The sequence below is a fragment of the Streptomyces mexicanus genome, assembly GCF_902506575.1.
Lineage (GTDB): Bacteria > Actinomycetota > Actinomycetes > Streptomycetales > Streptomycetaceae > Streptomyces > Streptomyces mexicanus.
In genome coordinates this window covers 3,494,481-3,521,309 of record NZ_LR732544.1, presented here as the reverse complement: position 1 = coordinate 3,521,309, position 26,829 = coordinate 3,494,481, and the positions used below count along the sequence as shown (strand labels likewise).

Below are 26,829 nucleotides of genomic sequence, written 5' to 3'. Positions count from 1 at the left end.
GGGTGGCGGGCGGTGGCGGGCGGTGGGCCGCCGACGCATCGGGGTTTTCGCGGAACGCTTCGGTTGTCAGTGGGATGCGTCAGAATTGAATCCAGGGCCAGCGCACGCGCCGGGGAGCGGTCGAGCCTCCGGCAGAGGTAATCGAGGGGCACGTATGTCCGGACTGATCGACACCACGGAGATGTATCTCCGCACCATCCTCGAACTGGAGGAGGAAGGCGTCGTCCCCATGCGCGCCCGTATCGCCGAGCGGCTGGACCAGAGCGGGCCGACGGTGAGCCAGACGGTCGCGCGGATGGAGCGCGACGGGCTGGTCTCGGTGGCGCCGGACCGGCACTTGGAGCTCACGGACGAGGGCCGCCGGCTGGCCACGCGCGTGATGCGCAAGCACCGGCTCGCCGAGTGCCTGCTGGTCGATGTGATCGGCCTGGAGTGGGAGCAGGTGCACGCCGAGGCGTGCCGCTGGGAGCACGTGATGAGCGAGGCCGTGGAGCGCCGCGTCCTGGAGCTGCTGCGGCACCCGACGGAGTCCCCGTACGGCAACCCGATCCCGGGCCTGGAGGAGCTGGGCGAGAAGGACGGTGCCGACCCGTTCCTCGACGAGGGCATGGTGTCGCTGGCCGAGCTGGACCCGGGCTCCGACGGCAAGACGGTCGTGGTGCGCCGGATCGGCGAGCCGATCCAGACGGACGCGCAGCTGATGTACACGCTGCGGCGCGCGGGCGTGCAGCCCGGCTCGGTGGTGAGCGTGACCGAGTCGGCGGCCGGGGTGCTGGTGGGCAGCGGCGGTGAGGCGGCCGAGCTGGAGGCGGACATCGCCTCCCACGTCTTCGTCGCCAAGCCCTGACCGGGCGCGGGCCCCTGGTCCGTCAGGCGCATGACCCGGAAGGGGTGGGGGTGGATGTGCCGCGAAGAAGTGGAGGCCCCGGCGCCGCGTGGCGCCGGGGCCTGTCCTCCCCTTGTGTCGACCCGGAGCCCCGAGCTCTCAGGGTCGTCCCCTCGGACCTCTTTTCCCCGAGCGGTCCGCCTCCCGTTGAAGATCTCCCCTCGGCGTCGGCGATCATTCCTCGCGGGGGGTCACTCGAACGAGGGGTGTTGCCCGTGGGGCCGATGTTTTCGAATGCGTATTCGATAGCCTGTGGGTGATGGGCCGCAGGGGCCCGCGCTACAGCACTGGGGCAGCGGAGCTAGGGGGTGCCGGGACCGATGGCGCGGCGCATCGATGTGACAGGGGCGGGCGGCGTACGGCTCGCGGCGTGGGAGTTCGGCCCGCCGAGGGCGGCCGCGGACAGGACCGCCGTACCACGGGCGTTCGTCCCGGCCCAGGCCCAGCCGTACGATGCCCATGAGACCTGTGAGGTCGCGGAGACACTCGAGGGTTCCGTGGCTCGCGGGGCCGCCGAGGTCGGCCGCGTCCGGCAGGCCGGCGCCCCGGAGGGCGGCCGCGAGGACGCGCGGCCGGGCGTGCTGTTGCTCCACGGACTGATGGGCCGCGCCTCCCACTGGGCCGCCACCGCCCGCTGGCTGGCCGACCGGTACCGGGTCGTCGCCCTGGACCTGCGGGGCCACGGGCACAGCGAGAAGCCGCCGCCCGCGGCGTACACCCGCGAGGCCTACACCGAGGACGTCGAGGCCGCCGTGGAACAGCTCGGCCTCGGCCCGGCCGTCGTCATCGGGCACGCGATGGGCGCGCTGACCGCCTGGCAGCTCGCCGCCCGGCGCCCCGACCTGGTGCGCGCGCTGGTCGTCTGCGACATGCGGGCCTCGGCGCTGGGCGCGGCCTCGCAGCGGGAGTGGGAGTCGTGGTTCAAGGCGTGGCCGCTGCCCTTCGCCACGTTGGAGGCGGCCCGCACCTGGTTCGCCGAGCAGGACCCCTGGGTGGACCGCCCGAGCCCGGCGCGCGGCGCGTTCTACGCCGAGGTCCTGCACGAGTGCCCGGACGGCTGGCGCCCGGTCTTCGACCCCGAGCACATGCTCGTCTCCCGCGAGACCTGGGCCTACGACGCCCACTGGGACGAGCTGGCCCTCGTCCGCTGCCCCGCCCTGGTGGTGCGCGGCCTGGACGGCGAGCTGGGCCGCGCGGAGGCCCAGGAGATGGTCCGGGTACTGCCCCGCGGCCAGTACGCGGAGATCCTCGACGCCGGCCACTTCCTGCACTACGAGCGCCCGGAGGCCTGGCGCGCGGTCGTCGAGCCCTTCCTCGACGGGGTCCTCGCCTCCTGAAGCCCCCTGCCCGGCCGCTCGGGTACGGCCGCCCGGCCGCTTGAGCACGGAAAGCCCCCGCCCCGCCGCCCGGGCACCCGCACCGGGCGCGTCGCGCGACCGGGCGCGCGCCGCAGAGTCCTGCGCTCGCTGCAGAACCCGGCGCGCAGAGCCCGTCGCGCGCCGCACGCTCACCCCTTGCTGACCGCCGCCAGGATCTCCGGCAGGCGGGCGGCTGTGCGCGGGGCGGCCAGCCGGAGCCCGAGCCGGGTGATCGCGGCACCGTAGACCGCGCCGACGGGCAGCAGCAGCGGGCCGAAGGCGCCGCCGTCCGCGCTGACGTTCGTCCAGATCGTCAGGGCGATGACCGGGGAACACAGCACGGCCGCGGAGACCATGCCGCCGAAGACGGCGATCCAGGCCAGCCCCGCCTGCCCGGGGGCCACGTTCTTGTAGCCCTCCTGCGGGATGGAGTAGGGAAAGCGCGCCGAGGTCCACGCGCCGGTCGCCAGCATCCCGCCGAGCAGCGCGAAGGACAGGCCGAGCACCTCCGGCAGCCGCGCCCAGTCGTCCAGCAGCGCCGCCGTGACCACCGAGACCAGCGTGGCGTAGGGCAGGGTGACCAGCAGCAGGGCCAGGGCGCGGCCGCGCAGCTCGACGTAGGCGTCCCGCGGGGAGGAGATGGTGAGCGCCACCATCCAGAACGCGGAGGTGTCCTGCCCGAACTGGTTGTACATCTGCACGCCGAGCATGCCGGCGGCGAAGCAGGCGAAGTAGGGCGAACCGGTGCCCTGCAGGGCGTTGAACACCGGCACGATGAGGCCGATGGCCAGCGAGGTCACCCAGGCCGCCTTGGTCTTCGGGTCGCGCCAGACGTAGCGCAGGCTGCGCTCCATGACCGTGCCGGTGCGGCCGGCCGGCAGCAGCCGGGCCAGGCCGCCGCCGCGGGTCCGCTCGCGCACGGCGGCGTCGGGCGACTGGAGCGTGGAGGCGTCCGGCGAGGTCATCAGCCGGGTCAGGCTCCGCGCCCACAGGCCCAGCAGCGCGGCCACCGCCGCCGCGGCCAGGACCAGCTGCACCACCGCGGCGCCGTACGAGCCGGCGTCGGCGGAGTCCACCGCGCTGACCGCCGAGGCGGGCGGCACCCACCGCAGCACGTCCGCCACCGGGTCGAGCCGCTCCAGGCCCGACGAGCCCAGACGCTGCGCGCCGAAGTTGACCAGCTGCGCGCCGACCGCGACGACCAGCCCGCTGAGCACCGCCAGGTCCCGCCCCTTGCGGCTGGTCAGCAGGCGGACGTTGGCGGCGGCCACGGCCCGGGCGAGCGCCACGCACCCCAGCAGCGCCAGGACGACGGCGACGACCGCGACGGCGTACGCCACCGCCCCGTGCGCCACCGCGACCACACACCCCACCAGCACCAGCACCGTGAACAGCGGTCCGATGCCGACCAGGGAGGCCACCAGCAGCGCGCGCACCAGCGGCAGCGGGCGCAGCGGCAGCATCACCAGACGGGTCGCGTCCAGCGTCTCGTCACCGCTGGGGAAGAACAGCGGCATCACCGCCCAGCCCAGCGCCAGGCCGGCCGTGCCCAGCACGGCCACGGACGCGATGTGCGCCTGGTCGCGCAGCAGCACGAACCCCAGCAGCTGCCCCACGGCGAACAGCAGCGCGACGACCGCCGACGCCACGTAGGCGGCGCGCCGCCCGCCGGACCGCCGCAACCCGCCCAGCAGCAGCGACAGTTTCAGGCGTACGACGACGGGCGTGATGTTCTTCGGCGGGGCGGGGGCCAGGTCGGGGGCGGCACCGGCGCTCATCGGGCACCGCCGCCCAGCCATTCCAGGTCGGAGCCGGTGTCGCGGCCCCGCGCGCCGACGAGTTCCAGGAACGCCTGCTGCAAGGTCGCCGCCTGCCCGCGCACCTCGGCGAGCGGGCCGTGGGCGCGGATGCGGCCGGCGGCCATGACGGCCACCCAGTCGCACAGCGACTCCACCAGCTCCATCACGTGCGAGGAGAACACCACCGTCGCGCCGGAGGCGGTGTAGCGCTCCAGGACGCCCCGGATGGTCTGCGCGGACACCGGGTCGACGCCCTCGAACGGCTCGTCCAGGAAGAGCACCTCGGGGTTGTGCAGCAGCGCCGCCGCGAGCCCGATCTTCTTGCGCATGCCGGTCGAGTAGTCGACGACCAGCTTGTGCTGCGCGCCCGCCAGGTCGAGCACGTCGAGCAGCTGCGTGGCCCGCCGGTCCACCTCGGCGCCGGCGAGCCCCCGCAACCGCCCGGAGTAGGACAGCAGTTCACGTCCCGACAGACGCTCGAAGAGCCGCAGTCCCTCCGGCAGCACTCCGATCCGCGCCTTGACGGCCACCGGATCCCGCCACACGTCGTGCCCGGCGACCTCGACGCTGCCCTGGTCGGGGCGCAGCAGTCCGGTCACCATGGACAGCGTGGTGGTCTTCCCGGCGCCGTTCGGCCCCACCAGCCCGACGAACTTCCCGGCCGGCAGCTCCAGATCGATCCCGGCCACGGCCGTCTGCTGCCCGAACCGCTTCCAGAGCCCCTGTACCCGTACTGCGGCTGTCCCCACTGCCACTCCCTCCGTTTACACGAAACCCTAAGGGGCGGCCGGAGGGAGGCGTCGGGGCGAATGCGGCGGCCGGCGACCCCGGTGGCCACCGGGACGGTCGTGGTTCCCGGTGGTCGCCGGGGTGGTCGGTCCAGGCTCTTGGCCGTCACCGGGGCGGTCGTGGTTCCCGGTGGTCGCCGGGGTGGTCGGTCCAGGCTCTTGGCCGTCACCGGGGCGGTCGTGGTTCCCGGTGGTCGCCGGGGCGGTCGGTCCTGGCTCTTGGGGGTCACCGATCCCGGCCGCAGGCGTAGGCCAAGGCCGAGATCAGCTCCTCCGCGTCCGGCAGCCACCGGTTCGCGGGCGTCGGCCGGCAGACCCACTGCACGGCCCCGCGCGTGCCGTACCGCGTGGGCGGCGCCGCCACGTACGCGCCCTCGCCCAGCGCGACCAGATCCAGGGAGCGCGGCGACCAGCCCAGCTTGCGCAGCAGGTCCGGGAGTTTGGCGCACGCCCCCGGGAGCACGAAGAACTGCATGCGCCGCTCGGGGGTGAGCGTCACCGGCCCGAGCGTCAGCTTCATCCGCTCCATCCGGGCCAGGGCGTGGAAACCGGCCGTCTCCGGTACGCAGATCGCGTCGAAGGTGCGGCCGGTGGGCAGCAGGATCGAGGCGGCGGGCTGCTTCTGCCACATCCGGCGGGCGACGGTGGCGCTGCCCGTCGCCTGCGTCGCCCAGTCCTCGCGCGCCGGGTGCGCGCCGGGTGCGCCGCACGCCGGGTCGCCGCAGGAGCAGCGCTGCGCGCCGTCGCCGGTCACCAGCCAGGTGCCGGGGAACACCTCCCAGTGGCGTTCCTCGGCGTAGCGAACGGCGGTCTCCAGCAGCGTGTCCCCGCGCTGCTGGGGAATCTGACCGGCAGTCTGTACGGCTTGCGTGCCCGCGATCGTCTCTTCCACGACCCACTCAACTCCCGCACCCACGTCCGGTTACGCGCGGCGCGCGCGCCAGGCAGGTGCATCGATTCGGCGCGCGGGGCGCACGGATGCACAGGTGGGGGCGCGCGGGAGGATCGACGGCGGGTGCGGGGCAGTTCGGTGAGTGGCGACATGCGCCTTTACTCCGGCAATCCGCGCATGTCCCGCATTGTCGGTATGTACGTGGGGCATTGATCTTCACGGCCGGATCGATCGCCCGGGACGGGACCGGGTTCGCCGGGATCGGACCAGGGCGGGATCGGACCAGGATCGGACCGGGCTCGGACGGGACCACCCGTACGGAACCGGTGCGGAACCGGTACGGGACCGGGTCCGGCCGCGCAGGACACGTCAACGTCGGTGCGTGGGCAGGGCACCGCAGCCACGCGAGCCGCCAGGAAGCAGGGGGTTTACGCCATGGCCGCAAGGCCTCTCGTCGCGCGGCAGCCGAACGAACGGCTGCAGGCGCTCATCCAGGAAGCGGGCTGCTCCAACGCCGGACTGGCCCGCCGGGTCAACATGTGCGGCGCCGAGCACGGCCTCGACCTGCGGTACGACAAGACGTCCGTGGCGCGCTGGCTGCGCGGACAGCAACCGCGCGGCCGGGCCCCGGCGATCATCGCCGAGGCGCTGGGCCGCAAGCTGGGCCGCACGGTCACGATCGACGAGATCGGCATGGCGGGCGGCAAGAACCTCGCCTCCGGCGTGGGCCTGCAGTTCTCGCCGACGGTGCTGGGCGCCATCGAGCAGGTCTGCGAGCTGTGGCGCAGCGACGTGGGCCGCCGGGACTTCCTGTCCGGTTCGTCCGTGGCCGCCTCGGCGCTGGTCGAGCCGAGCCGCGACTGGCTGATCTCCGCGCCGGACGGGCAGGTCGCGCGGTCGGCGGGCCCGCGGGTGGGGCAGTCCGACGTGGCGGCCGTACGGGCCATGACGCAGGCGCTGGTCGACCTCGACCACAGCTACGGCAGCGGGCATGTGCGCCCGGTGGTCGTGCACTACCTGAACAGCGTGGTCTCCGGGCTGCTGTCGGGGTCGTACCGCGAGGCGGTCGGACGCGATCTGTTCGCCGCCGTCGCGCGGTTGACGGAACTGGCCGGGTACATGGCCGTGGACACCGGCCAACCGGGCCTGGCCCAGCGGTACTACATCCAGGCGCTGCGGCTCGCCCAGGCCGCCGGGGACCGCGGATACGGCGGCTATGTGCTCGCCGCCTCCATGAGCCACCTCGCCGCGCAGCTCGGAAACCCGCGCGAGATCGCCCAGTTGGCACGGGCCGCCCAGGAGGGCGCGCGCGGGCGCGTGACCCCGCGCGCGGAGGCGATGTTCCACGCGGCGGAGGCGCGCGGACACGCGCTGCTGGGGGACGTGCGGTCCGCGCAGCTGGCGGCCGGGCGGGCGGTGAGCGCGCTGGAGGCGGCCGAGGCGGACTCCGGGGACGACCCGGCGTGGATCGCCCACTTCGACCAGGCGTATCTGGCCGACGAGTTGGCGCACTGCTACCGGGACCTGGGCCAGGCGGAGGCTTCGGCCCGGCAGGCGCAGGCGGCGCTGGCGGCCCATCCGTCCTCGCGGGTGCGCCGCCGGGCCATCGGCTATGTGCTCCTCGCCACGGCACAGGTGCAGCAGCGGGAGGTCGAACAGGCCTGCAGCACCGGCATGAAGGCGGTGGAGCTGCTGGAGAGCCTGCGCTCCCACCGGGGCGCGGAGTACCTGGAGGACCTCCAGCAGCGGCTGGAGCCGTACCGGGACGAGGCGGTGGTCAGGGAGTTCGGCGCGCGGCTGGAGATGCAGATGGCGGCGTGAGCGGCCGCGCGGGCGGCCCGAGGGGATGACGCGGGGCGCTGGCGGAGCGCCTGTGGGGGCCGTGTGCGGGTGCGGTGGGGACCGGGTACAGCGCGGGGCCCGCCTCCCCCTCCGCCGATCCGGTCCGGCAGCAGGCGGTCGCGCTGGACCAGCTGCTCGCCGACAGCGGCAGCAGCCGCGCCGCCGTCATCAAGGCGGTGGCCGACGTCAAGAAGTGCGACAACCTCGACGAGGCGGCCTCCAACCTGCGGGACGCGGCCAAGCAGCGCAACGAGCTGGTGACCCGCCTGCGCGGCCTCGCCGTCGACAAGCTGCCCCGGCACGCCGAGCTGACCAGCGCCCTCACCTCCGCCTGGAAGGCCTCCGCGTCGGCCGATCAGCACTACGCGGCCTGGGCCGGTCAGGCCCACGGCAAGAAGGGCTGCCCCAAGGGCCACGCCCGCACCACCGCCGAGGCCCAGGCCGGCAACCGGCAGAGCGGTGTGGCCAGCGCCCAGAAGACCAAGGCCGCGCAACTGTGGAACGCCATCGCACAGCAGTACGGCCTCACCCAGCGTCAGCCCACCCAGCTCTAGTTCGCGGGGAGCGCGGGCGCCGGGCGCGGTGCGGCCGGGGCGGCCGGGGCCTCACTCCAGGTCGGCGTCCTGGAGGGTCTTCGTGACGTCGATCTCGCCCTTCCCGGCCGGCACCAGCCGTCCCTGGCGTACCACCTGCAGGGTCACCTGGGGATTGACCAGACGGGCGAAACCGGCCCCGGCGAACGGTCCGGACTGCTGCCAGCGCAGGGCCGGGGTCAGCCCGCCGGTGTCCACCCGCAGTCCGGCGTCGAGGGTGCGCCGCACGGTGTCGGCGCTCACCTCGCCGCCGCCGATCTTCTCCAGGGCGGCCCGCAGCACCGTGTAGGCGATCCAGGTGGTCTGCACCCCGGGGTCCGCCGGATCGACGCGGTTGTCGCCGAAGGCCTCCTCGTTGATCACCTTCTTCATCGGGTCCCAGCGCGGATCGCTCGCCACCGGGTACCAGCCGGTGAGGTACGCGCCCTCGTACGGGCCGGACTGCCCGCCGGCGGCGTCGATCACCGTCTGGTCGACGCTGCCGACCACCGTGTCGGTGCGCACCGCCGGATAGTCCTCGCGCAGGCGGCGGAAGGAGTCCATGAAGATGCCGGTGCGCTCGCCGAGCGCGGGGATCACACAGCCCTTGCGGCCCGGCGCGGAGGCGGCCTGCCCGAGCGCCCGCTGCGCCTGCGCGGAGTACTCGGTGGCGTCCTCGGGCGCCAGCTCGTCGTCGGCCGGGGCGTGCCCGCCGGCCCGCAGACCGGCGTCGAGCAGCTCGGGCAGCTCGTCACCCGCGATGGAGTCGGGCCGTACCAGGGCGACGGGGCCGCAGTCGGCGGCGAGTTCCCGGCCGAGGCCGACCAGCAGCGTGGGCTGGCCGCCGTTGACCGGATAGGACAGGGCGCGGGTGAACTCGGTCGTGGTCACGCCGTAGCCGCCGATGTACGGGATGCCCGCGCTCTCCAGCGGCGGGAAGAACGCGTCGCTGTACTGGCTGTAGGAACCGACGACGGCGACGACGTTCGCCTCCACGGCCCGCCGGGCGCACTTGCCGGCCTCCACGCTGTCGTTGCGGTCGTTGCAGGTCAGCACCTTCAGCCGGTGGCCCGCGATGCCGCCGTGGGCGTTGACCCAGCGGGCGTAGGCCCGGGCCATGGCGGGCATGCCGGGCTTGTTGGTGGCCCGGGTGCCGTCCGGGGCCCAGGTCATCACGGTCACGGTGTCCTCCCCGGAACCCCCCGTGGTACCAGGGAGGACACCGCACCCGCCGACGAGCGACAGGCAGGCCGCCACTGCGCCGGCGCCCATCAGGCGCCTGCGCGCGGCGCGCCGGGCGAGGGCGCCGAGAAGGGTGGTGCGGGTGCGTCGCCTGCCGTTCATGGACACGCACGATTCCGGCACATCCCCAACCCCGCAGTGACCCGCGGTCAACGCCGGGTGACACCCAGGTGAATTGCGCGAGCCCCCCGATTCCGGAAAAGAGGGGAGTGGAGGCGGGGAGGGGGCCGTCACCGCACCGGTAAGAAGAACGTACGATCGATGACCGTGCAAGGTTCGGAGAACTCTTCCCGTCGCGGCCGTCGCTCCTCCACCATGGGCGCCATGCCACTCAACGACATGCCGTGGTGGCGCTGGCGCAGCAATGTGCGCTCCGCGCTGCACATGCTCTCCGACCCGGTGTTCCAGCGGGACGTCTGGCTGGCGGGCGTCGAGGGGTACGGCGACGTCACCGACGCCGTCTACCGCCTGGTCGAGGACACCTGGCTGGACAACTGGTCCGCCGAGAAGTACGTCGGCACGATCTTCCGGGACTCCCAGGAGGCGGCACTGGTCGACACGGCCGTGCTGCGGGTGCTGCGCATCATGCACCAGGTCGGGCCGGACGCGCCGGTGGCCGCCTACCTCGACAACCCCGGCTGGCCGGAGGCGGTCCGCGCGGCCCGGGACGCGCACGTGCGGATGGCGGCCAGTGACGGCGAGGACCCGGACGCGCCGCCGCGCAGCCTGGAGGTGCTGCGCATCCTGACCCGGTCCGCGTAGCGGACGGCGCGCCGCGGCCCCGGCCCGGGCATGAGACCCTGTCCTGCATGAGTGAGCAGTCCCCTCGAGCCGCCGCGGCCCAGGCCGCCGACCAGTACGTCCTGACCCTGTCCTGCCCGGACAAGCGGGGCATCGTGCACGCCGTGTCGAGCTACCTGTTCATGACCGGCTGCAACATCGTCGACAGCCAGCAGTTCGGCGACCAGGACACGGGACTGTTCTTCATGCGGGTCCACTTCTCCGCCGAGGCCCCCGTGACCGTGGACAAGCTGCGGGCCAGCTTCGCGGCGGTCGGTGACTCCTTCCACATGGACTGGCAGATCCACCGCGCCGAGCAGAAGATGCGCATCCTGCTGATGGTGAGCAAGTTCGGGCACTGCCTGAACGACCTGCTCTTCCGCGCCCGGATCGGCGCGCTCCCGGTGGAGATCGCCGCGGTGGTGTCCAACCACACCGACTTCGCCGAGCTGGTGGGGTCCTACGGCATCCCCTTCCACCACGTCCCGGTCACCAAGGACACCAAGCCCGAGGCCGAGGCGCGGCTGCTGGAGATCGTCCGCGAGGAGCAGATCGAGCTGGTCGTGCTCGCCCGCTACATGCAGGTCCTCTCCGACGACCTGTGCAAGCAGCTCAGCGGCCGGATCATCAACATCCACCACTCCTTCCTGCCGAGCTTCAAGGGCGCCAAGCCGTACCACCAGGCGCACGCCCGGGGCGTGAAACTGATCGGCGCGACCGCCCACTATGTGACGGCCGACCTCGACGAGGGGCCGATCATCGAGCAGGAGGTCGAGCGGGTCGGCCACGACGTCACCCCCGACCAACTGGTCGCGATCGGCCGGGACGTGGAGTGCCAGGCGCTGGCCCGCGCGGTCAAGTGGCACGCGGAACACCGCATCCTGCTCAACGGCCGCCGGACGGTGGTGTTCGCGTAGGCGCGGGCGCGGGCAGACGGGCGGCTTCGGCCGTCACATACGGCTGAGTGAAGCCGCCGCGCACAGCACGTCCCTGATCGCCTCCGGATCACCCGCGCGGCCGGCCGCCGCCTCCTGCGGCGCCACATGGCCGGCCGCGAGCCGGCAGAACTCCACGCCGTCCAGCGCCACATGGGCCACCTCGTGCTCCGCGGAGCCCACCGCGCCCGGGGAGTCCAGCGGGATCAGCCACTCGCCGCCGCCCAGCCCCTCGATCTCCAGCCGCAGGCTGCGCCCGGGCCGCCCGGCGGTCACGAGGTGCCGGCTGCGGGCGGTCGCGCCGATCAGTTTCACGCCCCGGGCGTGCGCCTGGTGGTACGGCTTGGCGCCCTTGAAGCTCGGCAGGAAGGAGTGGTGGATGTTGATGATCCGGCCGCTGAGCTGCTTGCACAACCCCAACCCCCCCCCCCCCCCCCCCCCCGGGGGAGGCCCCCCGCTCCCGCCACCCCCGATCCCGGTACCGGTCGCCTGATCGCCGGCCGGTACCGGCTGCTGGACAAGCTGGGGCACGGCGGTATGGGGACCGTGTGGCGCGCCCAGGACGAGACGGTGGAGAGGGAGGTCGCCGTCAAGGAGCCCCGCCTCCCCGACGACCTGCCCGAACGGGAGCGCGCCAACGCTTTCGAGCGCATGCGCCGCGAGGCCCGCGCCGCGGCCCGGCTCGACCATCCGGCGGTGGTCACCGTGCACGACGTGGCCGTGGTGGACGGCCGGCCGTGGATCGTGATGGAGCTGGTGCGGGGCCGTACGCTCGGCAGCGTCCTGCGGGAGGGCACGCTGGACGCGCGCGAGGCGGCCCGGATCGGCCTGGAGGTGCTCGGCGCCTTGGAGGCGGCCCACGCGGCGGGCGTCCTGCACCGGGACGTCAAGCCGGACAACATCCTGCTGGGCCGGCACGGCCGGATCGTCCTCACCGACTTCGGCATCGCCCGGATCGAGGGCGACACCCGCCTGACCGACACCGGCGGCTTCGTCGGCTCCCCGGAGTACATCGCCCCGGAGCGCGTGCTGGGCCGGCGCCCCGGCCCGGCAAGCGACCTGTGGTCGCTCGGCGTGGTGCTGTACGCGGCCACGGAGGGCGTCTCGCCGTTCCGCCGCAGCAACACCGCGGCCACCTTGCAGTCGGTGCTCAACGCCGTGCCCGCGCCGCCGTCGGCCGCGACGGGTCCGCTGGCCGAGGCCATCTCCGGCCTGCTGCAGAAGGATCCCGCCCACCGGCCGGACGCCGCCCGGGTCCGCGCGCTGCTCCGGGCGGCGGCGGCCCCGCCCCCGCCCCCGGCGCCCGCGATCACGCAGGCGGCGCGGTCCGCCGGGGACGGAGGCGGCAGACGGTCCGTGAGGCTCGGGCGCCGGGCCGGGCTGGGGCTGGGCGCGGCCGCCGTCGCGGCGGCGGTGGCGGCGTACCTGCTGATCGCGCGGCCCTTCGCGGGTCCGCTGCCGGACGGGTGGACCACCCACCACGAGAAGGACGTCACCGCCACGATCGCCGTGCCGCGGCAGTACACGCGGTCCGTGCCCGAGCACAGCAGGGACGACGAGCACCGGGTCACCTACACCGACCCGAGCGGCAGCATCTGGGTCAGCCTGTCGGTCGACCGGAAGAAGGAGGACACCGGTCACGCCATCGCGGACTCGGCGGCGGCCGAGATGTACGACGACGACGCCACGTACAAGCGGTCGGGCAGCTACGACCTCGACATGCCGTCGCACCCGCAGGCCAGGACCAGACCTGACGGCGACGTGACCTTCCACGGCAGGAAGGCCGCCGGGAACACGGTCACGTACACGACCGACGACACCGACGACCCCCGCCCGCGCGAGGTGCGGATCCTGTACTACAAGAGCACCGACGGCGACATGTACAAGCTCAGCGTCGCCTACCCCGGCGCCGGGGACTTCACCGCGCGCGGCCGCGAGGTGGCCCGGGAGGCCCTCGCGAACCTGGACGTGGACGAGTGGTAGCCGCCGGGTCGGCCCCCGGCGCACGACACGGCGTACAACACTCCTGATCAGCACATTCCTTGCCAGCGATCACTGGCGCCGTGTGAGCGGTCCGTGAATCCCTGTTACCGCCGGGTACACAAACCCCGGCCCACGGCATACCCTGCGCTGCATGACGGACGCGCAGGCCCCGGCACAGACCGGCACCAATCCCCTGGCCCCCGCTCCGGTGGGGGTCCGCACCGCCGCCGACGTGGTGACCCCGGAGCTGATCGCCCAGCTGACCCGGGACGTCGTCGGATCCGGCCGGACCGCCAACCACACCCCGTTCACCGGGGACGTACTCGCCGATCTGCCGGAGTCCACCCCCGAGGACGTGGCCGTCGCCTTCGAGCGGGCCCGCGCCGCCCAGGGCGCCTGGGCGCGCACCCCGCTCAGGCAGCGCGCCGCCGTGCTGCTGCGCTTCCACGACCTGGTGCTGGAGCGCCAGGCCGAGGTGCTGGACCTGATCCAGCTGGAGACCGGCAAGGCCCGCCTGCACGCGCACGAAGAGGTGCAGGCCGTCGCCGTCGCCGCTCGGCACTACGGCCGCCGGGCCGCCGCCTACCTCGCGCCCAAGCGGCACACCGGCGCGATCCCGGCCCTGACGAAGGTGACCGAACTGCGCCATCCGCGGGGCGTGGTCGGCCAGATCGCGCCCTGGAACTACCCGCTGGAGCTGTCGGTCGGCGACGCGCTCCCGGCGTTCGTCGCGGGCAACGCGGTGGTGATGAAGCCGGACACCGAGACCTGCCTGACCGCGCTGTGGGCCCGCGACCTGCTCGTCGAGGCGGGGCTGCCCGCCGGGGTGTTCCAGGTCGTCATCGGTGACGGGCCGGTCGTCGGCCCCGAGGTCGTCCGGCACGCCGACTACGTCTCCTTCACCGGCTCCACCCGCACCGGCCGCGAGATCGCCCAGGGCGCCGCCGCCCGCCTGGTCGGCGTCTCCCTCGAACTCGGCGGCAAGAACGCCATGCTGGTCCTCGAGGACGCCGACGTGGACAAGGCGGCGGCGGGCGCGGTGCGCGCCTGCTTCTCCTCCGCCGGCCAGCTGTGCATCTCCGTGGAGCGGCTGTACGTCCACGAGAAGATCGCGGACGCCTTCCTGGAGCGGTTCGTCGCGCGGACCAAGGCCCTGCGGCTGGGCACCTGCCTCGCCTACGGCGCCGACATGGGCTCGCTCGTGGGCCCGCGGCAGTTGGAGACCGTCACCCGGCACGTGGAGGAGGCCGTCGCCAAGGGCGCCAAGGTGCTCGCCGGCGGGGTCGCCCGCCCGGACGTCGGGCCCTACTTCTTCGAGCCCACCGTCCTCGACGGCGTCGAGGCGCCGATGGCCGTGTGCACGGAGGAGACCTTCGGCCCGGTCGTGTCCGTCTACCGCTTCGCCTCCGAGGAGGAGGCGATCGAGCGCGCCAACGCCACGCCGTACGGCCTGAACTCCTCGGTGTGGACGCGGGACGCCCGCCGGGGCCGCGAGGTCGCCGCCCGGCTGCGCACCGGCACGGTCAACATCAACGAGGGATACGCGCCCGCCTACGGCAGCGTCCAGTCGCCGATGGGCGGCATGAAGGACTCCGGGCTGGGCCGCCGGCACGGCTCCGAGGGCATCCTCAAGTACACCGAGGCCCAGACGATCGCCCACCAGCGGCTGCTGCCCATGGCCCCCTCGCTCGGCATGGACGACGAGAAGTACGCGGCCTTCATGAGCCGCAGCCTGAAGCTGATGAAGATGTTCCGCTTCCGCTAGTACCGACCGCAGCGACCGTCAGACCCCGTCCGCAGCGCGGCGGTTCTCAACGAGGAGAGCACGTGGCACAGGAGAAGTCTGTCCAGAGCCGGGACGTGGCCGGCCACGACCGCGACGACCACGACCGTGACGGGTACGACTACGACGTCATCGTCGTCGGATCGGGGTTCGGCGGGTCCGTCTCCCCCCTCCGCCTGACCGAGAAGGGCTACCGTGTCGGCGTGCTGGAGGCGGGCCGCCGCCTCACCCGCGAGAGTCTGCCGAAGAACTCCTGGGACCTGAAGAACTACCTGTGGGCCCCGAAGCTCGGCCTGTTCGGCATCCAGCGCATCCATCTGCTGGGCAACGTCATGGTCCTGGCCGGCGCGGGGGTCGGCGGCGGCTCCCTCAACTACGCCAACACCCTCTACGTACCGCCGAAGGCGTTCTTCGACGACCCGCAGTGGCGGGACATCACCGACTGGCAGGAGGAGCTGGCCCCCTACTACGACCAGGCCAAGCGCATGCTCGGCGTGCGCCTCAACCCGACGATGACCCCGTCCGACGTGCACCTGAAGGCCGCCGCGCAGCGCATGGGCGTCGGCGACACCTTCCACATGGCACCGGTCGGGGTGTTCTTCGGTGACGGCGAGGACGCGGACGGCACGGCCAAGGCCGAGCCGGGGCAGCGGGTGCCCGACCCGTACTTCGGCGGCGCGGGACCCGACCGCAGGGCCTGCATCGAGTGCGGCGAGTGCATGACCGGCTGCCGGCACGGCGCGAAGAACACGCTGAACGAGAACTACCTGTACCTCGCCGAGAAAGCGGGCGCCGTCGTCCACCCCATGACGACGGTCGTCTCCGTCACCGACGACTCGCGCGGCGGCTACGCGGTCGCCACCCTGCCCACCGACAACCGGAAGAAGGGCGCGGGCCGCCTGTTCACGGCCCGCAGGGTGGTGCTGGCCGCCGGCACCTACGGCACCCAGACGCTGCTGCACCGCATGAAGGAGGGTCGGCAACTGCCCTGCCTCTCGCCGCGGCTGGGCGAGCTGACCCGCACCAACTCCGAGGCGCTGGTGGGCGCCCAGACCGACGACCGCCGCTACCGCAAGGCGACGGGCGAGCCGAAGGCCGACTTCACCCGCGGCGTCGCCATCACCTCCTCCATCCACCCCGACGAGAACACGCACATCGAACCGGTCCGCTACGGCAAGGGTTCGAACTCGATGGGCGGCCTGTCGATCCTCCAGGTGCCCTACGCCGACGGCGGCTCCAGGATCGCGGCCTGGCTGGCCAACGCCGCCCGCCACCCGCTGCTCGTGCTGCGCTCCCTGTCCAACCGCCGCTGGTCGGAGCGGACCATCATCGGCCTGGTGATGCAGTCCCTGGACAACTCCCTGACGACGTACCTGAAACCGGACGGCGTCGGCAAGGGCCTGCTCACCGCCCGGCAGGGCCACGGCTCGCCCAACCCCAAGCAGATCAAGGCCGCCACCGAGGGCGCCTCCGCGCTCGCCGCCGAGATCAACGGGTTCGCCGGTTCCAACGTGGGCGAACTCATGGGCACCCCGCTCACCGCGCACTTCCTCGGCGGCTGCCCGATCGGCGACTCGCCCGAGACCGGCGTCATCGACCCCTACCACCGCCTCTACGGCCACCCCGGCATCTCGGTCGTCGACGGCGCGGCCGTCTCCGCGAACCTCGGCGTGAACCCCTCGCTGACCATCACCGCCCAGGCCGAGCGGGCGATGTCGTTCTGGCCCAACAAGGGCGAGGCCGACCCCCGCCCGGCGCAGGGCGCGCCGTACGAGCGCCTGAAGCCGATCGAGCCGCGCAACCCGGTGGTCCCGGCGGACGCGTTCGGCGCGCTGCGGCTGCCGTTCCTGGGGATACCGGCGGTGCCGCCGAAGGAGAAGTAGCAGGCACCAGCGCGAGAAGGACCTGCGCCCCCCTCCTGGCGCAGGTCCTTCTCGTCGTGCGGGTGAGGAAACGCGTTACGCGTCCGCACCACTCCTGCGGCGGCGGACGGTGAAGAGCGCACCGGCGCCGACGACGACCGCGACCCCGCCGACGAGCCCGATGGTCGGCAGCATGGAGCTGGAACCGGTCTCGGCGAGCGTGCCGGTCACGTTGCGGGTGTTGTTCTGGTTCGGCTTCTCGGTCGGCAGCGGGACCTTGCCGCCCTCCTGCGGCGCGGCGCCGCCGGTGTCGCTGCCGGGCGCGACGATCTGGATGACGTAGGAGGCGTCGTCCGCGCTGAGGCAGTTCGCGTCCTCGTCGAAGTACACGCCGCCGCCGATGGTCAGACCCTCGCCGATCGGCGCGCTCGCCTTGACGTTCAGGCGCAGCTGGTAGGTGACCGTCTTGCCGCCGGCGATGTCGGTGAGGTCGAGGAAGCCCGCGGAGTGGCCCTCGCCGTCCGTGATGTCGGTCCACACCCCGTCGGTCTTCACCTGCAGCTGGACCTGGCTGGCCTTGAAGGCGTAGGGGGCGTCGGGGTCGTTGGGACCGACCCCCGCGTAGAAGATGACGTCCTTGGCACTGGTCTTCGTGGGGTTCTCCACGGAGAGCGTGAACCCGTGCCAGCCGCTGCCCGCCGCGATCTTGCCCGGCAGGCCGTTGAGTCGGTTGTGCAGCTTCGACGTGTAGTCGGCGTCCTCCTGGCAGATGCCGGGAATGTCGGTCGGCTCGTCGGAGGGTTCCTCGGTGGGCTCCGCCGAGTCGGAGGGGCGCGGCGAGGAACTGCTCGGCCCCGCCGAGGGCTCCGTGGAGGCGGAGGCGGAGGCGGACGCGGACGCGGAGGCGCTCGCGGAGTCCGACGCGGTGTCGGAACCGTTCTGGCCGGTGTCCGACCCGTTCCCGGTTCCGGTCTGGTCGGTGTCCGACCCGCTGTCGTCCTGGGTGTCGCTTCCGGTGCCGGTCCCGGTGTTGCTTCCGGACTGGTCGGAGGACTGAGAGGACTGGTCCGCGGCGGAGGACTCGCCGGCGGAGGCGCCGGCGCTCGTCGAGGCGTTGTGCTCGTCGGACGCGAACGCGGCCGGGGCCGACAGCAGCGCGACGGGGGCTATGACGGCCGTCGCGGCCGCGGTGACCATGGCGCGGCGAAACTTCATGAAGACCTCGGGAAGTCCGGCGTACCACGGGTGTCGCGGTACGGGTGCTGGTGGGCCTCCGCGTGGCGGCGCGGGTGTGGGCCTCGTTCAGGTGGTGTGACCCGGGGAACCCGCGCAGGGTTGCACTGATCTTTACTGAATTCTCATGTGGCGTGCGTCACACGAGATCGGTGGTGAGTCGAGCGTGGTGAGTCGACGGTGGGAGACGAGGTGCGAAGGGCCCCGCGGCACCGGAGCCGCGGGACCCTTCGTCCGTCAGCACCGACGTCAGGGCAGCGCCGGTGCCGGAGAGCGGCGCCGGGGGGTTGCGCCGCTGTTTCCACCCGCAGTCGCTCCGGGGCGGCGCCCCGGCGCACACAGGGCGCGTGCGTGGTCTCGACCTTTGGCGGTCGGACGGTGCACCGCGGTGCGGTTCGCCGGCTCGGGGCCGTGGAGCGGTGGGCTTGCCAGGCATCGTGCTGCAAGATCGCGGCGTCCGCAACCGTTTGACCCGACCTCGTGCATATTTCTGTATTTCCGCCGGTCGGCTCTGTCCGTCGGGCCGGCTGCATCCGTCGTGTCGGCTGTGTCCGTCGATGCCCGCCGGTCGTTTGTGCCCGTCGGCCGGCTGTGCTCGCCGGCCGTCTGAGCCCGCTGGTCGGCTACGCCCGCCGGTCGGCCCCGGGCGTCCCCGGGGCCGACCGTTCTCTGGGTGACCGGGCTGCTGTCCCCTGCCGTCCGGTCACTTCCCTGGAGCGAGGTCCCACGGCGCACAGCACGATCCGTACGCCTCATCGCTCCAGAGAGCCACGCGTGGTTCTGTCGGGCCCGCCCCTGGCTGGCACGGACACCGGGACCAACGACCCGGCGCGCGCGGCGGTCACGCGCCGGACGGGTGAGAGCCCCGTACGGGGGAGGCGCGGGCTCAGATCTTGCCGCGGCACAGCTCCAGCAGGGTCATCGCCAGGGCCGTGCCCGGCTTGCCGAGCGCGTCCCGGTAGTGGCCCAGGATCTCCATCTCGCGGGAGAGGTTCACGCGCCGACCGCCCGAGGAGATCCGGGCCTCCTGGATGACGGCGGAGACGGCCATCCGCTCCTGGATCAGGCCGATGATCCGGTCGTCGAGCGCGTCGATGCGCTCGCGGGCGCCGGTGATCGCGTCGGCGGCCTCGGGCGTACGGGCCCCGGTCGCGTCGACGGCCGTCGCGCGGACGGCGCTCGGGACGGCGGCGGTCGCGGGGGAGGCGCCGGTGACGGCGCTCGGGGTGACGGCGTTCGGGCGGGTGGTGCTCGTGTCGGTGGTGGCGGTCACAGGGGGCTCCTCGTCGGACGGGGTGCCCCGGAACGGCAGGGCCCGGAAAACGCCAGGCGCCCCGGACCTTGTCGGCCCGGGGCGCCTGGGAAGTCGCTTGTCAGTTGCTCAAGCAGCACGACCATGGCAGCCGGCGGGCCGGTTGCCATAGGTAAAGACGTAGGTCTGGTGCTGGAGCATGCGGCCAGTATGCCCTGCTCGCCGCGGGCGTCCAACCCGGCCCGGATCGTGAGATGCGCGACGGTCGGGCCCGCGCACCGGCAACCCGGCCAGGGCTCCGCCGCCACCTCGGTAGAATCGGACAGCAGAAACCCCCGCCCAGCCGCCGGAAGGCAACCCGTGTCATCTGCGACCCCCGCTGCCGCCGCCCCCGACACCGTTCTGGTCGTCGACTTCGGCGCGCAGTACGCCCAGCTCATCGCCCGTCGCGTCCGCGAGGCCCGGGTCTACAGCGAGATCGTGCCGAGCACCATGCCGGTGTCGGAGATGCTCGCCAAGAACCCGGCGGCGATCATCCTCTCCGGCGGCCCCTCGTCCGTGTACGAGGAGGGCGCTCCCCGCCTCGACCGCGAGATCTTCGAGGCCGGAGTCCCCGTCTTCGGCATGTGCTACGGCTTCCAGCTCATGGCGCAGGCCCTCGGCGGCACCGTCGACAACAGCGGCGCCCGCGAGTACGGCCGTACCGACCTGCACGTCTCCAAGACCTCCTCCACCCTCTTCGAGGGCACCCCGGCCGAGCAGCACGTGTGGATGTCGCACGGTGACGCCTGCTCCGCCGCGCCCGAGGGCTTCACCGTGACGGCCTCCACGGACGTCGTCCCCGTCGCCGCGTTCGAGAACGACGACAAGCGGCTCTACGGCGTCCAGTACCACCCGGAGGTCATGCACTCCACGCACGGCCAGCAGGTGCTGGAGCACTTCCTGTACCGCGGCGCGGGCCTGAAGCCGAACTGGACCACCGGCAACGTCATCGAGGAGCAGGTCAAGGCGATCCGCGAGCTGGTCGGCGACAAGCGCGCGATCTGCGGCTTGTCCGGCGGCGTGGACTCCGCGGTGGCCGCGGCCCTCGTACAGAAGGCCATCGGCGACCAGCTGACCTGCGTGTACGTCGACCACGGCCTGATGCGCAAGGGCGAGACCGAGCAGGTCGAGAAGGACTTCGTCGCCGCGACCGGCGTGCAGCTGAAGGTCGTCGACGCCGAGGAGCGCTTCCTGACCGCCCTCAAGGGCGTCTCGGACCCCGAGGAGAAGCGGAAGATCATCGGCCGCGAGTTCATCCGGGTCTTCGAGCAGGCCCAGGCCGAGATCATCGCCGACGAGGGCCCGGCCGTGGAGTTCCTGGTGCAGGGCACGCTCTACCCGGACGTCGTCGAGTCCGGCGGCGGCACCGGCACCGCCAACATCAAGTCGCACCACAACGTCGGCGGCCTGCCCGAGGACCTCGAGTTCAAGCTGATCGAGCCGCTGCGCAAGCTGTTCAAGGACGAGGTCCGCATGGTCGGCCAGGAGCTGGGCCTGCCGGAGGAGATCGTCCACCGCCAGCCCTTCCCCGGCCCCGGACTCGGCATCCGCATCGTCGGCGAGGTCACCAAGGAGCGCCTGGACCTGCTGCGCGAGGCAGACGCCATCGCCCGCGAGGAGCTGACCGCGGCCGGTCTGGACCGGGACATCTGGCAGTGCCCGGTGGTGCTGCTCGCGGACGTCCGATCCGTCGGTGTCCAGGGCGACGGCCGCACCTACGGCCACCCGATCGTGCTGCGTCCGGTGTCCAGCGAGGACGCCATGACCGCCGACTGGTCGCGCCTGCCGTACGACGTCCTCGCCCGGATCTCCACCCGGATCACCAACGAGGTGCGGGACGTCAACCGGGTCGTCCTCGACGTGACCTCCAAGCCGCCGGGGACCATCGAGTGGGAGTGACCCCTCCCGCCGTGAGGGGTCAGGTCCGCCGGAGGGTCCGCACCGGCTCTCCGGGCTTCCAGACCTGGACGACCAGGTACCGGCCGTCCTCGACGTAGGTCCGCACGACCTCCGTCAGCTCGGTGCGGAAGAGGTGGAACGGCTGCGGCGGTTCCACCTCTTTCACGTACGCGCCCTTCACCGCCGGGTCGGTCACCTCCACCGCCCGCCCGCAGATCCGTACGTCCCCGCCGCCCATGCCGGTGCCCTCCCCGGGGTTCGCCTGCAGCGCGAAGCGCGGGTCGCGGCGCAGGTCGAGGGCCTTCAGCGAGTCCGGCATCATGCCCAGCCACAGCTCGCCGTGCAAGAACTCCACCTCGAGGCCGCTGGTGCGGGGCGATCCGTCCCTGCGCACGGTCGCCAGGACGTGGTGCCGGAAGACCCCGAAGCGCTTCTCGACGGTGCCGGCCAGATCGGGTTCCACCGCGGCGAACGCCGCCCAGTTCGTCGTCATGCGGAAGAGTGTGGCGCCGAAACAGGACACCTTCTGTCGTGTTTCAGAGCTGCGCGCGGTCGGCCGTCCGTCTCCGCCGGGGCGCTTTCGTCGGGGTGCCATTGCGGGGGGGGGTCTTGGCGGGGTGCCTTCAGCGGGCCGCCTTCGGCGGAGTGCCTTCGGCGGAGTGCCTTCGGTCGGGTGCGCGGCATCTTCACACCCGTCCGCTGCCATTCCCGGCCGACCGACGGTACCTTCCGGCCGTACCCGATCCACCGCCGGAGGACCTTCATGCACGGCCCCACTCGGCCCCAGCCCCTGCCCACCGACCAGTTGCGGTTCGCCATGCCGCCGCGGCACGACTCGGTGGAGGACGAACGCCGGCACCGCAAGGAGCGGCTCGCGGGCGCGCTGCGGCTCTTCGGACGGCAGGGCTTCGAGGACGGGGTCTCCGGACACATCACCGCCCGCGACCCCGAGTTCAGCGACTGCTTCTGGGTCAACCCGTTCGGCATCCCCTTCGGGCACGTCACCGTGAGCGACCTGGTGCTCGCCAACCAGGACGGGCAGGTCGTCGAGGGCCGCTACCACGTCAACCAGGCCGCCTTCACCGTGCACGCCCAGGTGCACGCCGCCCGCCCGGACGTCGTCGCCGTCGCGCACTGCCACACGGTCCACGGCCGGGCCCTGGCGGCACTGGGCGACCTGCTGGACCCGCTCACCCAGGAGAGCTGCGCCTTCTACGAGGACCACGCCCTCTACGACTCCTACACCGGCGTCACCGTGGACGCCGAGGAGGGCCGCCGGATCGCGGCGACGCTGGGCTCCCGCAAGGCGCTCGTGCTGCGCAACCACGGGCTGCTGACGGTCGGCGACTCGGTGGACGCGGCCGCCTGGTGGTTCCTGACCATGGAACGCTGCGCCCAGGTGCAGCTGACCGCCCGTGCCGCGGGCCGGCCCGTCCTGATCGACCACAAGGCCGCGGTGTCGACGCGTGAACAGCTCGGCCAGGACCTGGTGGCCTGGATCAACTACCAGCCCCTGTGGCAGAGCATCACCCGCAGCGAACCGGACCTCCTCGGCTGACCCGTCACCGCGCCTTCGCCCCGCCGGAACGTCCGGAGCCCTCCTCGCGGCTCCCGTCGCCGGGTCAACACGGTGGCGCGCGCTTCACCCGCACTGACCAGAGCGGGTGACCGGCCGGACGCGAACCGGGCCGGGTAGGGCACAATTCGCTGTCGGCGCACGGGTGTTGTCCGTGGGACTGTGGCGGACCGGCGGGGAAGGCGGCAGCGGGCGTGGCGGTGCAGGAAGCGAGGGACGGCGTGGGGGCGGGTGCCCACCCGGGCGGCTGCACGTGCGGGGACTGCCCGCACGGGGCGCGCACGGGACACCGGCGGGCCGTGGCCGAGTTCCTCCTGAAGCGGGACGAGTTCGCCGCGGGCCAGGGCCTGCCGACGGCCGTGGCCCACTCGGCATCGGCCTCCCGTCAGTGGATCTCGGAGGAACTGACCCAGTCCGCCGAAGAGGTCGCCGCCCGCGGCCGGGCCGAGGGCGAGGCATGGCTGGGCCGGATGTGGCGCTGGACGGCGTGCGCGGTGTGGGCCGCGGCCGTCCTGCTGCTTCTCGTGCAGGCGCTGACGGCGATCGGCGCGGGCTGGACCGCCGCGCGGACGGCGGGCCTGCTCGCGGCGGTCGTGGTCGGCCTGGCGCTGACGGCCGCGTCGTGGTTCCACCGCGCCCGGGGCGGCGCGCTGGCCCCGGTCATCGGCGAGGACAACCGGCTGTCCACCTCCCGTGCCATCGCCGCGGGCTGGGTGCTGTTCGTGGTGTACGCGGTGCTGGTCCTGGTGGGGCGGCTGGCGGCCGCCTCGCACCACGCCGAGCGGGACGCGCTGCTCTCGGGCCTGGACCTGGACCGGGGCGCGGGCGTGGTCACCGTGCTCGCCGTGGTGTGCGCCCTCGCGGTCCTGGTGCGGCGGGTGGTCGGGCTGCGTGTGCTCGGGCAGCGGCTGCAGAAGGTGCGGGCCGACCGGCCGCGCGCGGCCGACCTGCTCACCGACGACGCCGGACGCGGCACCTTCACGGACATCCAGTACGTCGTGATCCACGCCGTGGCCCTGGTGTTCGCGGCGGTCCGGCTGGCCCGGCGCCCCGACCAGCTGCCCGACCTGCCGTGGGGCCTGGCGGTGCTGGCGCTCGTATCGGCGGCGACCTACCTGGCGGGCAAGTACGCCGAGGGCGGGCGGCCGGTGATCCTGTCGGTGGTCCGGGCGCGGGAGGCAGGTGACCTGGACGCGCCGATCCGCACCGGCGACGACATCGAGATCCGGGGCGCCGGCTTCGTCCCGCCCGGCGCGCAAGGGGCCGACCGGCTCGCCCGGATGGTGGTCCGCATCGGCACGGTCCATGTCCACGTCCCCCTCGTCCCCGTCACCGGCGGCTTCAGCAACCCCACGGACACGGCACTGACCGTCCCCGTACCGGCGGACGTGGAACCGGGCCGGGTCGAGGTGCAGCTGGTGACCGCCGCGGGTGTGGAGACCAACCGGTACACGATCGACGTGACGGAGTGACGGACGTCCCCACCGGGCGGTGAGGGGCGTCCTGACCGGCGCCTCCCGCCTGTGCCCTTCAGCTCGCTCACCGGCACCCCTTCACCTCCCTCATCTGCCGTCCGGCAGGCCCCTCGCCTCCCTCGCCGAAGGACGAATCTTCCCGAAAGCGTGCAAAGTCGCACGAAAGTCGGAATAGGTTGCGCAAACGGCCCGGCCGGGTTGAACGGCGCCTTTCCCCTCTACGTATCGTCTGTTGAGGCGTGAACGGCATGGCGGTGAGAGGCGGCTGGTAACGATGACCCATGGCCTTCGGATGGACACACGGACCTCGTACGTCGAGCGGCGCGGCACCTGGCGGGACAGCGCGGCCCGCTACGCCCTCCTTCCCCTGCGCGTCTTCCTGGGCGTCACCTTCATCTACGCCGGTCTGGACAAACTCACCGACAGCGCCTTCATGCGGGCCACCGGGTCGGGCTCTCTCGGCGAGACCATGCGCGCGGTCCGCGACTCCTCCGCCGTCCCGGCCCTCGTCGACCTCGCCCTGAAGAACCCGGTCGGCTTCGGCTACGCCATCGCCCTCGGTGAACTCGCCGTCGGCATCGGTGTCCTGCTCGGCCTGCTGGGCCGCCTCGCCGCGCTCGGCGGCGCGCTCATCTCCCTCAGCCTGTGGCTCACGGTCAGCTGGTCCTCCACCCCCTACTACTACGGCAACGATCTCGCCTACCTGATGGCCTGGCTGCCCCTCGTCCTCGCCGGCACCCCGATGTTCTCCGTGGACGCCCTCTTGCGGGAACGCCGGCGCTAGCCCGGGCCACCCGCTCTCCACCCCTTCCGCCGACACCCGGCTGCGACCGGTGGCCCGGCCCCGCCTCAGCCTGCTCCCTCGGCATGCGGCGGGCGGGGCTCGCCGTGGCCGGCTCGGCGCCCTGCCCGCCGTACGGCCCGGTGCAGGACCGCGACCGCGCCGGCCAGGCAGAGCCCGCCCACCACCAGCGGTCCGGCCACGACCCACGGCGTGTGCCACAGACCGCGCGCGTCGCCGCCGTAGACGACGCCCGCCGCGATCAGGAACAGACCTCCGACCAGCCTTCCCGGCTGGAACTCATGACGCAGCACGGCTCACCTCCGCCTGTCCGATGCCGACGTGCAGGTCGAGGGCGATGGTTCCGGCACTCTTGCGGTCCGCTGCCGGAGGCAGGACCACCTGCTGGTGCCTGCCCGGGGCCACGTCCACGTCCTTCGAGCCGTCCCCCGGCAACTGGATGTCGCCGACCCCCACGTCGATGGTCGCCCGCACGGTCACGCCCTGGGGGACGATCACCCTGAGCCGTCCCACTCCCACCTGCGCGCGTGCCGTCACCGTCCGGTCCTGTCCGGGGCGTATTCGGGACAGAGCGAGGGTGCCCTCGCCCGTGCCCACCTGGTAGGTCCGGCGGATGTCCGCCGCCGAGGACGGCTGCCAGGACGGGTGCGACCAGTGCGTGCTGACGTCCTTCGGAAGGGCCGCCGACGTGGCGAGGAGGGCCGCGGTGACCAGCGCCAGGAAGACGGAGCCCGCACCGGTCCGTCCCAGGAAGGCGCTGACCGCCATGCCCAGGCCGAAGACACCGAGCGCGCAGGCCAGACCCGTCTGCAGGCTGGGACCGAGCAGGTGGCCGTCCCAGGTGGCGCGCGCGCCGAGGGCGCCGGCGGCCATGGCGAGCAGGAACACCCAGCCGCCGATCGAGCGCGGCCCGCGCGGCCGGGGCGGCTCGGGGCGTGGCGCGGGTGCCTCTTCTCTTTCTCTCTCGTGACCGCCCAGGCTGATGTTCACGGCCGCGGCGATGTCCCTGTCCCGGGAGTCCTGGGGACCCCAGAGGTAGCCGGTGCCGCCGACGTGCGTGCCGTCCTTGACGATCGGTTCGCGCCACCAGGAGGGGTAGGCGGCCGGTACCGGCGGCGCCTGGGCCTCCGGTGGAGCGTCGGCGACGGCCTGGGCGGCCAACGGATCGGGGTCCGGGGCGCCGCGGTGCCGCGACCAGTACCCGGCCCCCGCGAGCAGCAGGGACAGGACGACACCGAAGGTCAGCACACTGGCGTTGTTCAGCATCGACAGGAACACACCGCAGCCGACCAGCGCGAAGAGCACGGCCGCCAGCGCCTGGCCGTCCACCCGGCCGGTGAGGAGCTTGCGCACCTCGTGCTCGTCCTCGTCGTCGAGGGGGACGAAGAGCCAGGCGAAGCCGTAGAAGAGGAGACCGAGCCCGCCGGTCGCGGCGAGCACGGCCAGCGTGATCCGGAAGATCACCGGGTCCATGTCGCACTGCCGGCCCAGGCCCGAGCAGACTCCCGCTATCAGCTTGTGCCGCCGGTCACGCCGGAACCGCCAGGGTGCCCCGGCGGCGGAGTCGGCCTCGGCGGCGTCGGCTCCGGCGGTCGTGGAGCCGGGGTCGGCTCCCGCTTCCGCCGGCCCGTCCACGCCGGGCCGCTCGTCCCGGCCCGCACCCGTGCCGGGCGCGGTGTCCCGCGGTCCCGCGCCCGGAGAGGAGCGAGGGCCGGGGCCGGGTCCCGGACCCGTCGCGGCGTGCTGGTGATTCGTCATGCGTCCATGGTGACGGGCACGCCGCCGCGGTGGCAGCCGGGACGACCCTGGCCGAACCCTGATTCGCCCC

23 protein-coding genes are annotated in these 26,829 nt (G+C 73.1%); 13 read left to right on the top strand and 10 right to left on the bottom strand.

Translation table 11 applies throughout. The annotated features are described in order from the left end of the window. Nucleotides 1-154: 154 nt before the first annotated feature. Both GV126_RS15650 and GV126_RS15645 read left to right on the top strand, forming a co-directional pair. Nucleotides 155-847, top strand: a complete 693-nt coding sequence (locus tag GV126_RS15650) for an iron-dependent transcriptional repressor DtxR (RefSeq protein ID WP_159666950.1) — start codon at nt 155-157, stop codon at nt 845-847. Between the two features lie 359 nt (nt 848-1,206). Then, entirely contained in the window at nt 1,207-2,223 is a 1,017-nt protein-coding gene (locus GV126_RS15645; RefSeq protein ID WP_159666947.1) for an alpha/beta fold hydrolase, read from the top strand. A 170-nt stretch (nt 2,224-2,393) separates the two neighbouring features. On the opposite strand, the gene GV126_RS15640 is transcribed toward GV126_RS15645, so the two are convergent. The 3 genes from GV126_RS15640 to GV126_RS15630 form a co-directional block, all read right to left on the bottom strand. Next, the gene (locus tag GV126_RS15640) at nt 2,394-4,022 is read right to left on the bottom strand and encodes a transporter (RefSeq protein WP_159666944.1); all 1,629 of its coding nucleotides are present in this window, start codon (nt 4,020-4,022) and stop codon (nt 2,394-2,396) included. Next, on the bottom strand, nt 4,019-4,792 hold the full coding sequence (locus GV126_RS15635; protein ID WP_201299849.1) for an ABC transporter ATP-binding protein: 774 nt from the start codon (nt 4,790-4,792) through the stop codon (nt 4,019-4,021). Before GV126_RS15635 ends, GV126_RS15640 begins: the two co-directional genes overlap by 4 nt. A gap of 265 nt (nt 4,793-5,057) precedes the next feature. Then, nucleotides 5,058-5,723, bottom strand: a complete 666-nt coding sequence (locus tag GV126_RS15630) for a bifunctional DNA primase/polymerase (RefSeq protein WP_159666938.1) — start codon at nt 5,721-5,723, stop codon at nt 5,058-5,060. A gap of 435 nt (nt 5,724-6,158) precedes the next feature. Here GV126_RS15630 and GV126_RS15625 point away from each other — a divergent pair, with 435 nt between their 5' ends. Beyond that, complete coding sequence (locus tag GV126_RS15625; RefSeq protein ID WP_159666935.1) at nt 6,159-7,544, top strand: NsdA family TPR-like regulatory protein; 1,386 nt, start codon at nt 6,159-6,161, stop codon at nt 7,542-7,544. Nucleotides 7,545-7,618: 74 nt separating this feature from the next. After that, nucleotides 7,619-8,119 carry a hypothetical protein gene (locus GV126_RS15620; protein WP_328707339.1) on the top strand — a complete coding sequence of 167 codons (501 nt, stop codon included), beginning with the start codon at nt 7,619-7,621 and terminating at the stop codon, nt 8,117-8,119. Between the two features lie 51 nt (nt 8,120-8,170). On the opposite strand, the gene GV126_RS15615 is transcribed toward GV126_RS15620, so the two are convergent. Continuing rightward, nucleotides 8,171-9,481 (bottom strand): ABC transporter substrate-binding protein, encoded by a 1,311-nt coding sequence (locus tag GV126_RS15615; protein ID WP_159666932.1) that lies wholly within the window; start codon nt 9,479-9,481, stop codon nt 8,171-8,173. A gap of 159 nt (nt 9,482-9,640) precedes the next feature. Here GV126_RS15615 and GV126_RS15610 point away from each other — a divergent pair, with 159 nt between their 5' ends. Together GV126_RS15610 and purU are read left to right on the top strand one after the other, a co-directional pair. After that, nucleotides 9,641-10,141 carry an SCO4402 family protein gene (locus GV126_RS15610; RefSeq protein WP_159666929.1) on the top strand — a complete coding sequence of 167 codons (501 nt, stop codon included), beginning with the start codon at nt 9,641-9,643 and terminating at the stop codon, nt 10,139-10,141. A gap of 47 nt (nt 10,142-10,188) precedes the next feature. Then, nucleotides 10,189-11,076, top strand: coding sequence for a formyltetrahydrofolate deformylase (purU, locus tag GV126_RS15605; protein ID WP_159666926.1), 888 nt, complete (start codon nt 10,189-10,191; stop codon nt 11,074-11,076). A gap of 33 nt (nt 11,077-11,109) precedes the next feature. Here purU and GV126_RS36495 read toward each other — a convergent pair whose 3' ends face one another. Beyond that, nucleotides 11,110-11,508, bottom strand: a complete 399-nt coding sequence (locus GV126_RS36495; protein ID WP_438947848.1) for a formyltransferase family protein — start codon at nt 11,506-11,508, stop codon at nt 11,110-11,112. On the opposite strand from GV126_RS36495, the gene GV126_RS15595 reads away from it, so the two are divergent. From GV126_RS15595 to GV126_RS15585, 3 genes are all read left to right on the top strand, one after another. Next, complete coding sequence (locus tag GV126_RS15595; protein WP_438947847.1) at nt 11,419-13,077, top strand: serine/threonine-protein kinase; 1,659 nt, start codon at nt 11,419-11,421, stop codon at nt 13,075-13,077. The two genes, GV126_RS36495 and GV126_RS15595, sit on opposite strands and share 90 nt — an antisense overlap. 151 nt (nt 13,078-13,228) lie before the next feature. Continuing rightward, on the top strand, nt 13,229-14,842 hold the full coding sequence (locus GV126_RS15590) for a succinic semialdehyde dehydrogenase (RefSeq protein WP_159666917.1): 1,614 nt from the start codon (nt 13,229-13,231) through the stop codon (nt 14,840-14,842). 62 nt (nt 14,843-14,904) lie between these two features. After that, complete coding sequence (locus tag GV126_RS15585) at nt 14,905-16,743, top strand: GMC oxidoreductase (RefSeq protein ID WP_438947846.1); 1,839 nt, start codon at nt 14,905-14,907, stop codon at nt 16,741-16,743. Between the two features lie 75 nt (nt 16,744-16,818). On the opposite strand, the gene GV126_RS15580 is transcribed toward GV126_RS15585, so the two are convergent. Both GV126_RS15580 and GV126_RS15575 read right to left on the bottom strand, forming a co-directional pair. Beyond that, nucleotides 16,819-17,937 carry an LPXTG cell wall anchor domain-containing protein gene (locus GV126_RS15580; RefSeq protein WP_159666914.1) on the bottom strand — a complete coding sequence of 373 codons (1,119 nt, stop codon included), beginning with the start codon at nt 17,935-17,937 and terminating at the stop codon, nt 16,819-16,821. A 904-nt stretch (nt 17,938-18,841) separates the two neighbouring features. After that, nucleotides 18,842-19,228 (bottom strand): chorismate mutase, encoded by a 387-nt coding sequence (locus GV126_RS15575; RefSeq protein ID WP_159666911.1) that lies wholly within the window; start codon nt 19,226-19,228, stop codon nt 18,842-18,844. 339 nt (nt 19,229-19,567) lie between these two features. Between GV126_RS15575 and guaA the strand changes: the two genes are divergently transcribed. Further along, entirely contained in the window at nt 19,568-21,148 is a 1,581-nt protein-coding gene (gene guaA / locus GV126_RS15570) for a glutamine-hydrolyzing GMP synthase (protein WP_028420707.1), read from the top strand. Between the two features lie 19 nt (nt 21,149-21,167). On the opposite strand, the gene GV126_RS15565 is transcribed toward guaA, so the two are convergent. Next, nucleotides 21,168-21,641 carry a pyridoxamine 5'-phosphate oxidase family protein gene (locus GV126_RS15565; RefSeq protein WP_159666908.1) on the bottom strand — a complete coding sequence of 158 codons (474 nt, stop codon included), beginning with the start codon at nt 21,639-21,641 and terminating at the stop codon, nt 21,168-21,170. 270 nt (nt 21,642-21,911) lie between these two features. Between GV126_RS15565 and GV126_RS15560 the strand changes: the two genes are divergently transcribed. From GV126_RS15560 to GV126_RS15550, 3 genes are all read left to right on the top strand, one after another. Continuing rightward, entirely contained in the window at nt 21,912-22,706 is a 795-nt protein-coding gene (locus GV126_RS15560; RefSeq protein WP_159666905.1) for a class II aldolase/adducin family protein, read from the top strand. Nucleotides 22,707-22,918: 212 nt separating this feature from the next. Next, on the top strand, nt 22,919-24,196 hold the full coding sequence (locus GV126_RS15555; protein WP_159666902.1) for a hypothetical protein: 1,278 nt from the start codon (nt 22,919-22,921) through the stop codon (nt 24,194-24,196). 277 nt (nt 24,197-24,473) lie between these two features. Further along, nucleotides 24,474-24,983 carry a DoxX family membrane protein gene (locus GV126_RS15550; protein ID WP_185946759.1) on the top strand — a complete coding sequence of 170 codons (510 nt, stop codon included), beginning with the start codon at nt 24,474-24,476 and terminating at the stop codon, nt 24,981-24,983. A gap of 65 nt (nt 24,984-25,048) precedes the next feature. Here GV126_RS15550 and GV126_RS15545 read toward each other — a convergent pair whose 3' ends face one another. Together GV126_RS15545 and GV126_RS15540 are read right to left on the bottom strand one after the other, a co-directional pair. Beyond that, nucleotides 25,049-25,294 (bottom strand): hypothetical protein, encoded by a 246-nt coding sequence (locus tag GV126_RS15545; protein WP_159666897.1) that lies wholly within the window; start codon nt 25,292-25,294, stop codon nt 25,049-25,051. Continuing rightward, nucleotides 25,281-26,759 carry a PspC domain-containing protein gene (locus GV126_RS15540; protein ID WP_159666894.1) on the bottom strand — a complete coding sequence of 493 codons (1,479 nt, stop codon included), beginning with the start codon at nt 26,757-26,759 and terminating at the stop codon, nt 25,281-25,283. The genes GV126_RS15545 and GV126_RS15540 overlap by 14 nt, the downstream gene beginning before the upstream one ends. Nucleotides 26,760-26,829 lie beyond the last annotated feature (70 nt).

What these genes read in the sequence shown, in the direction of transcription:
- GV126_RS15615 (WP_159666932.1), bottom strand. Translation starts at nt 9,481, where the DNA reads ATGAACGGCAGGCGACGCACCCGCACCACCCTTCTCGGCGCCCTCGCC.
- GV126_RS15590 (WP_159666917.1), top strand. Translation starts at nt 13,229, where the DNA reads ATGACGGACGCGCAGGCCCCGGCACAGACCGGCACCAATCCCCTGGCC.
- GV126_RS15565 (WP_159666908.1), bottom strand. Translation starts at nt 21,641, where the DNA reads ATGACGACGAACTGGGCGGCGTTCGCCGCGGTGGAACCCGATCTGGCC.
- GV126_RS15550 (WP_185946759.1), top strand. Translation starts at nt 24,474, where the DNA reads ATGACCCATGGCCTTCGGATGGACACACGGACCTCGTACGTCGAGCGG.
- GV126_RS15625 (WP_159666935.1), top strand. Translation starts at nt 6,159, where the DNA reads ATGGCCGCAAGGCCTCTCGTCGCGCGGCAGCCGAACGAACGGCTGCAG.
- GV126_RS15650 (WP_159666950.1), top strand. Translation starts at nt 155, where the DNA reads ATGTCCGGACTGATCGACACCACGGAGATGTATCTCCGCACCATCCTC.
- GV126_RS15645 (WP_159666947.1), top strand. Translation starts at nt 1,207, where the DNA reads ATGGCGCGGCGCATCGATGTGACAGGGGCGGGCGGCGTACGGCTCGCG.
- GV126_RS15560 (WP_159666905.1), top strand. Translation starts at nt 21,912, where the DNA reads ATGCACGGCCCCACTCGGCCCCAGCCCCTGCCCACCGACCAGTTGCGG.
- GV126_RS15640 (WP_159666944.1), bottom strand. Translation starts at nt 4,022, where the DNA reads ATGAGCGCCGGTGCCGCCCCCGACCTGGCCCCCGCCCCGCCGAAGAAC.
- GV126_RS15610 (WP_159666929.1), top strand. Translation starts at nt 9,641, where the DNA reads ATGACCGTGCAAGGTTCGGAGAACTCTTCCCGTCGCGGCCGTCGCTCC.
- GV126_RS15580 (WP_159666914.1), bottom strand. Translation starts at nt 17,937, where the DNA reads ATGAAGTTTCGCCGCGCCATGGTCACCGCGGCCGCGACGGCCGTCATA.
- purU (WP_159666926.1), top strand. Translation starts at nt 10,189, where the DNA reads ATGAGTGAGCAGTCCCCTCGAGCCGCCGCGGCCCAGGCCGCCGACCAG.
- GV126_RS15540 (WP_159666894.1), bottom strand. Translation starts at nt 26,759, where the DNA reads ATGACGAATCACCAGCACGCCGCGACGGGTCCGGGACCCGGCCCCGGC.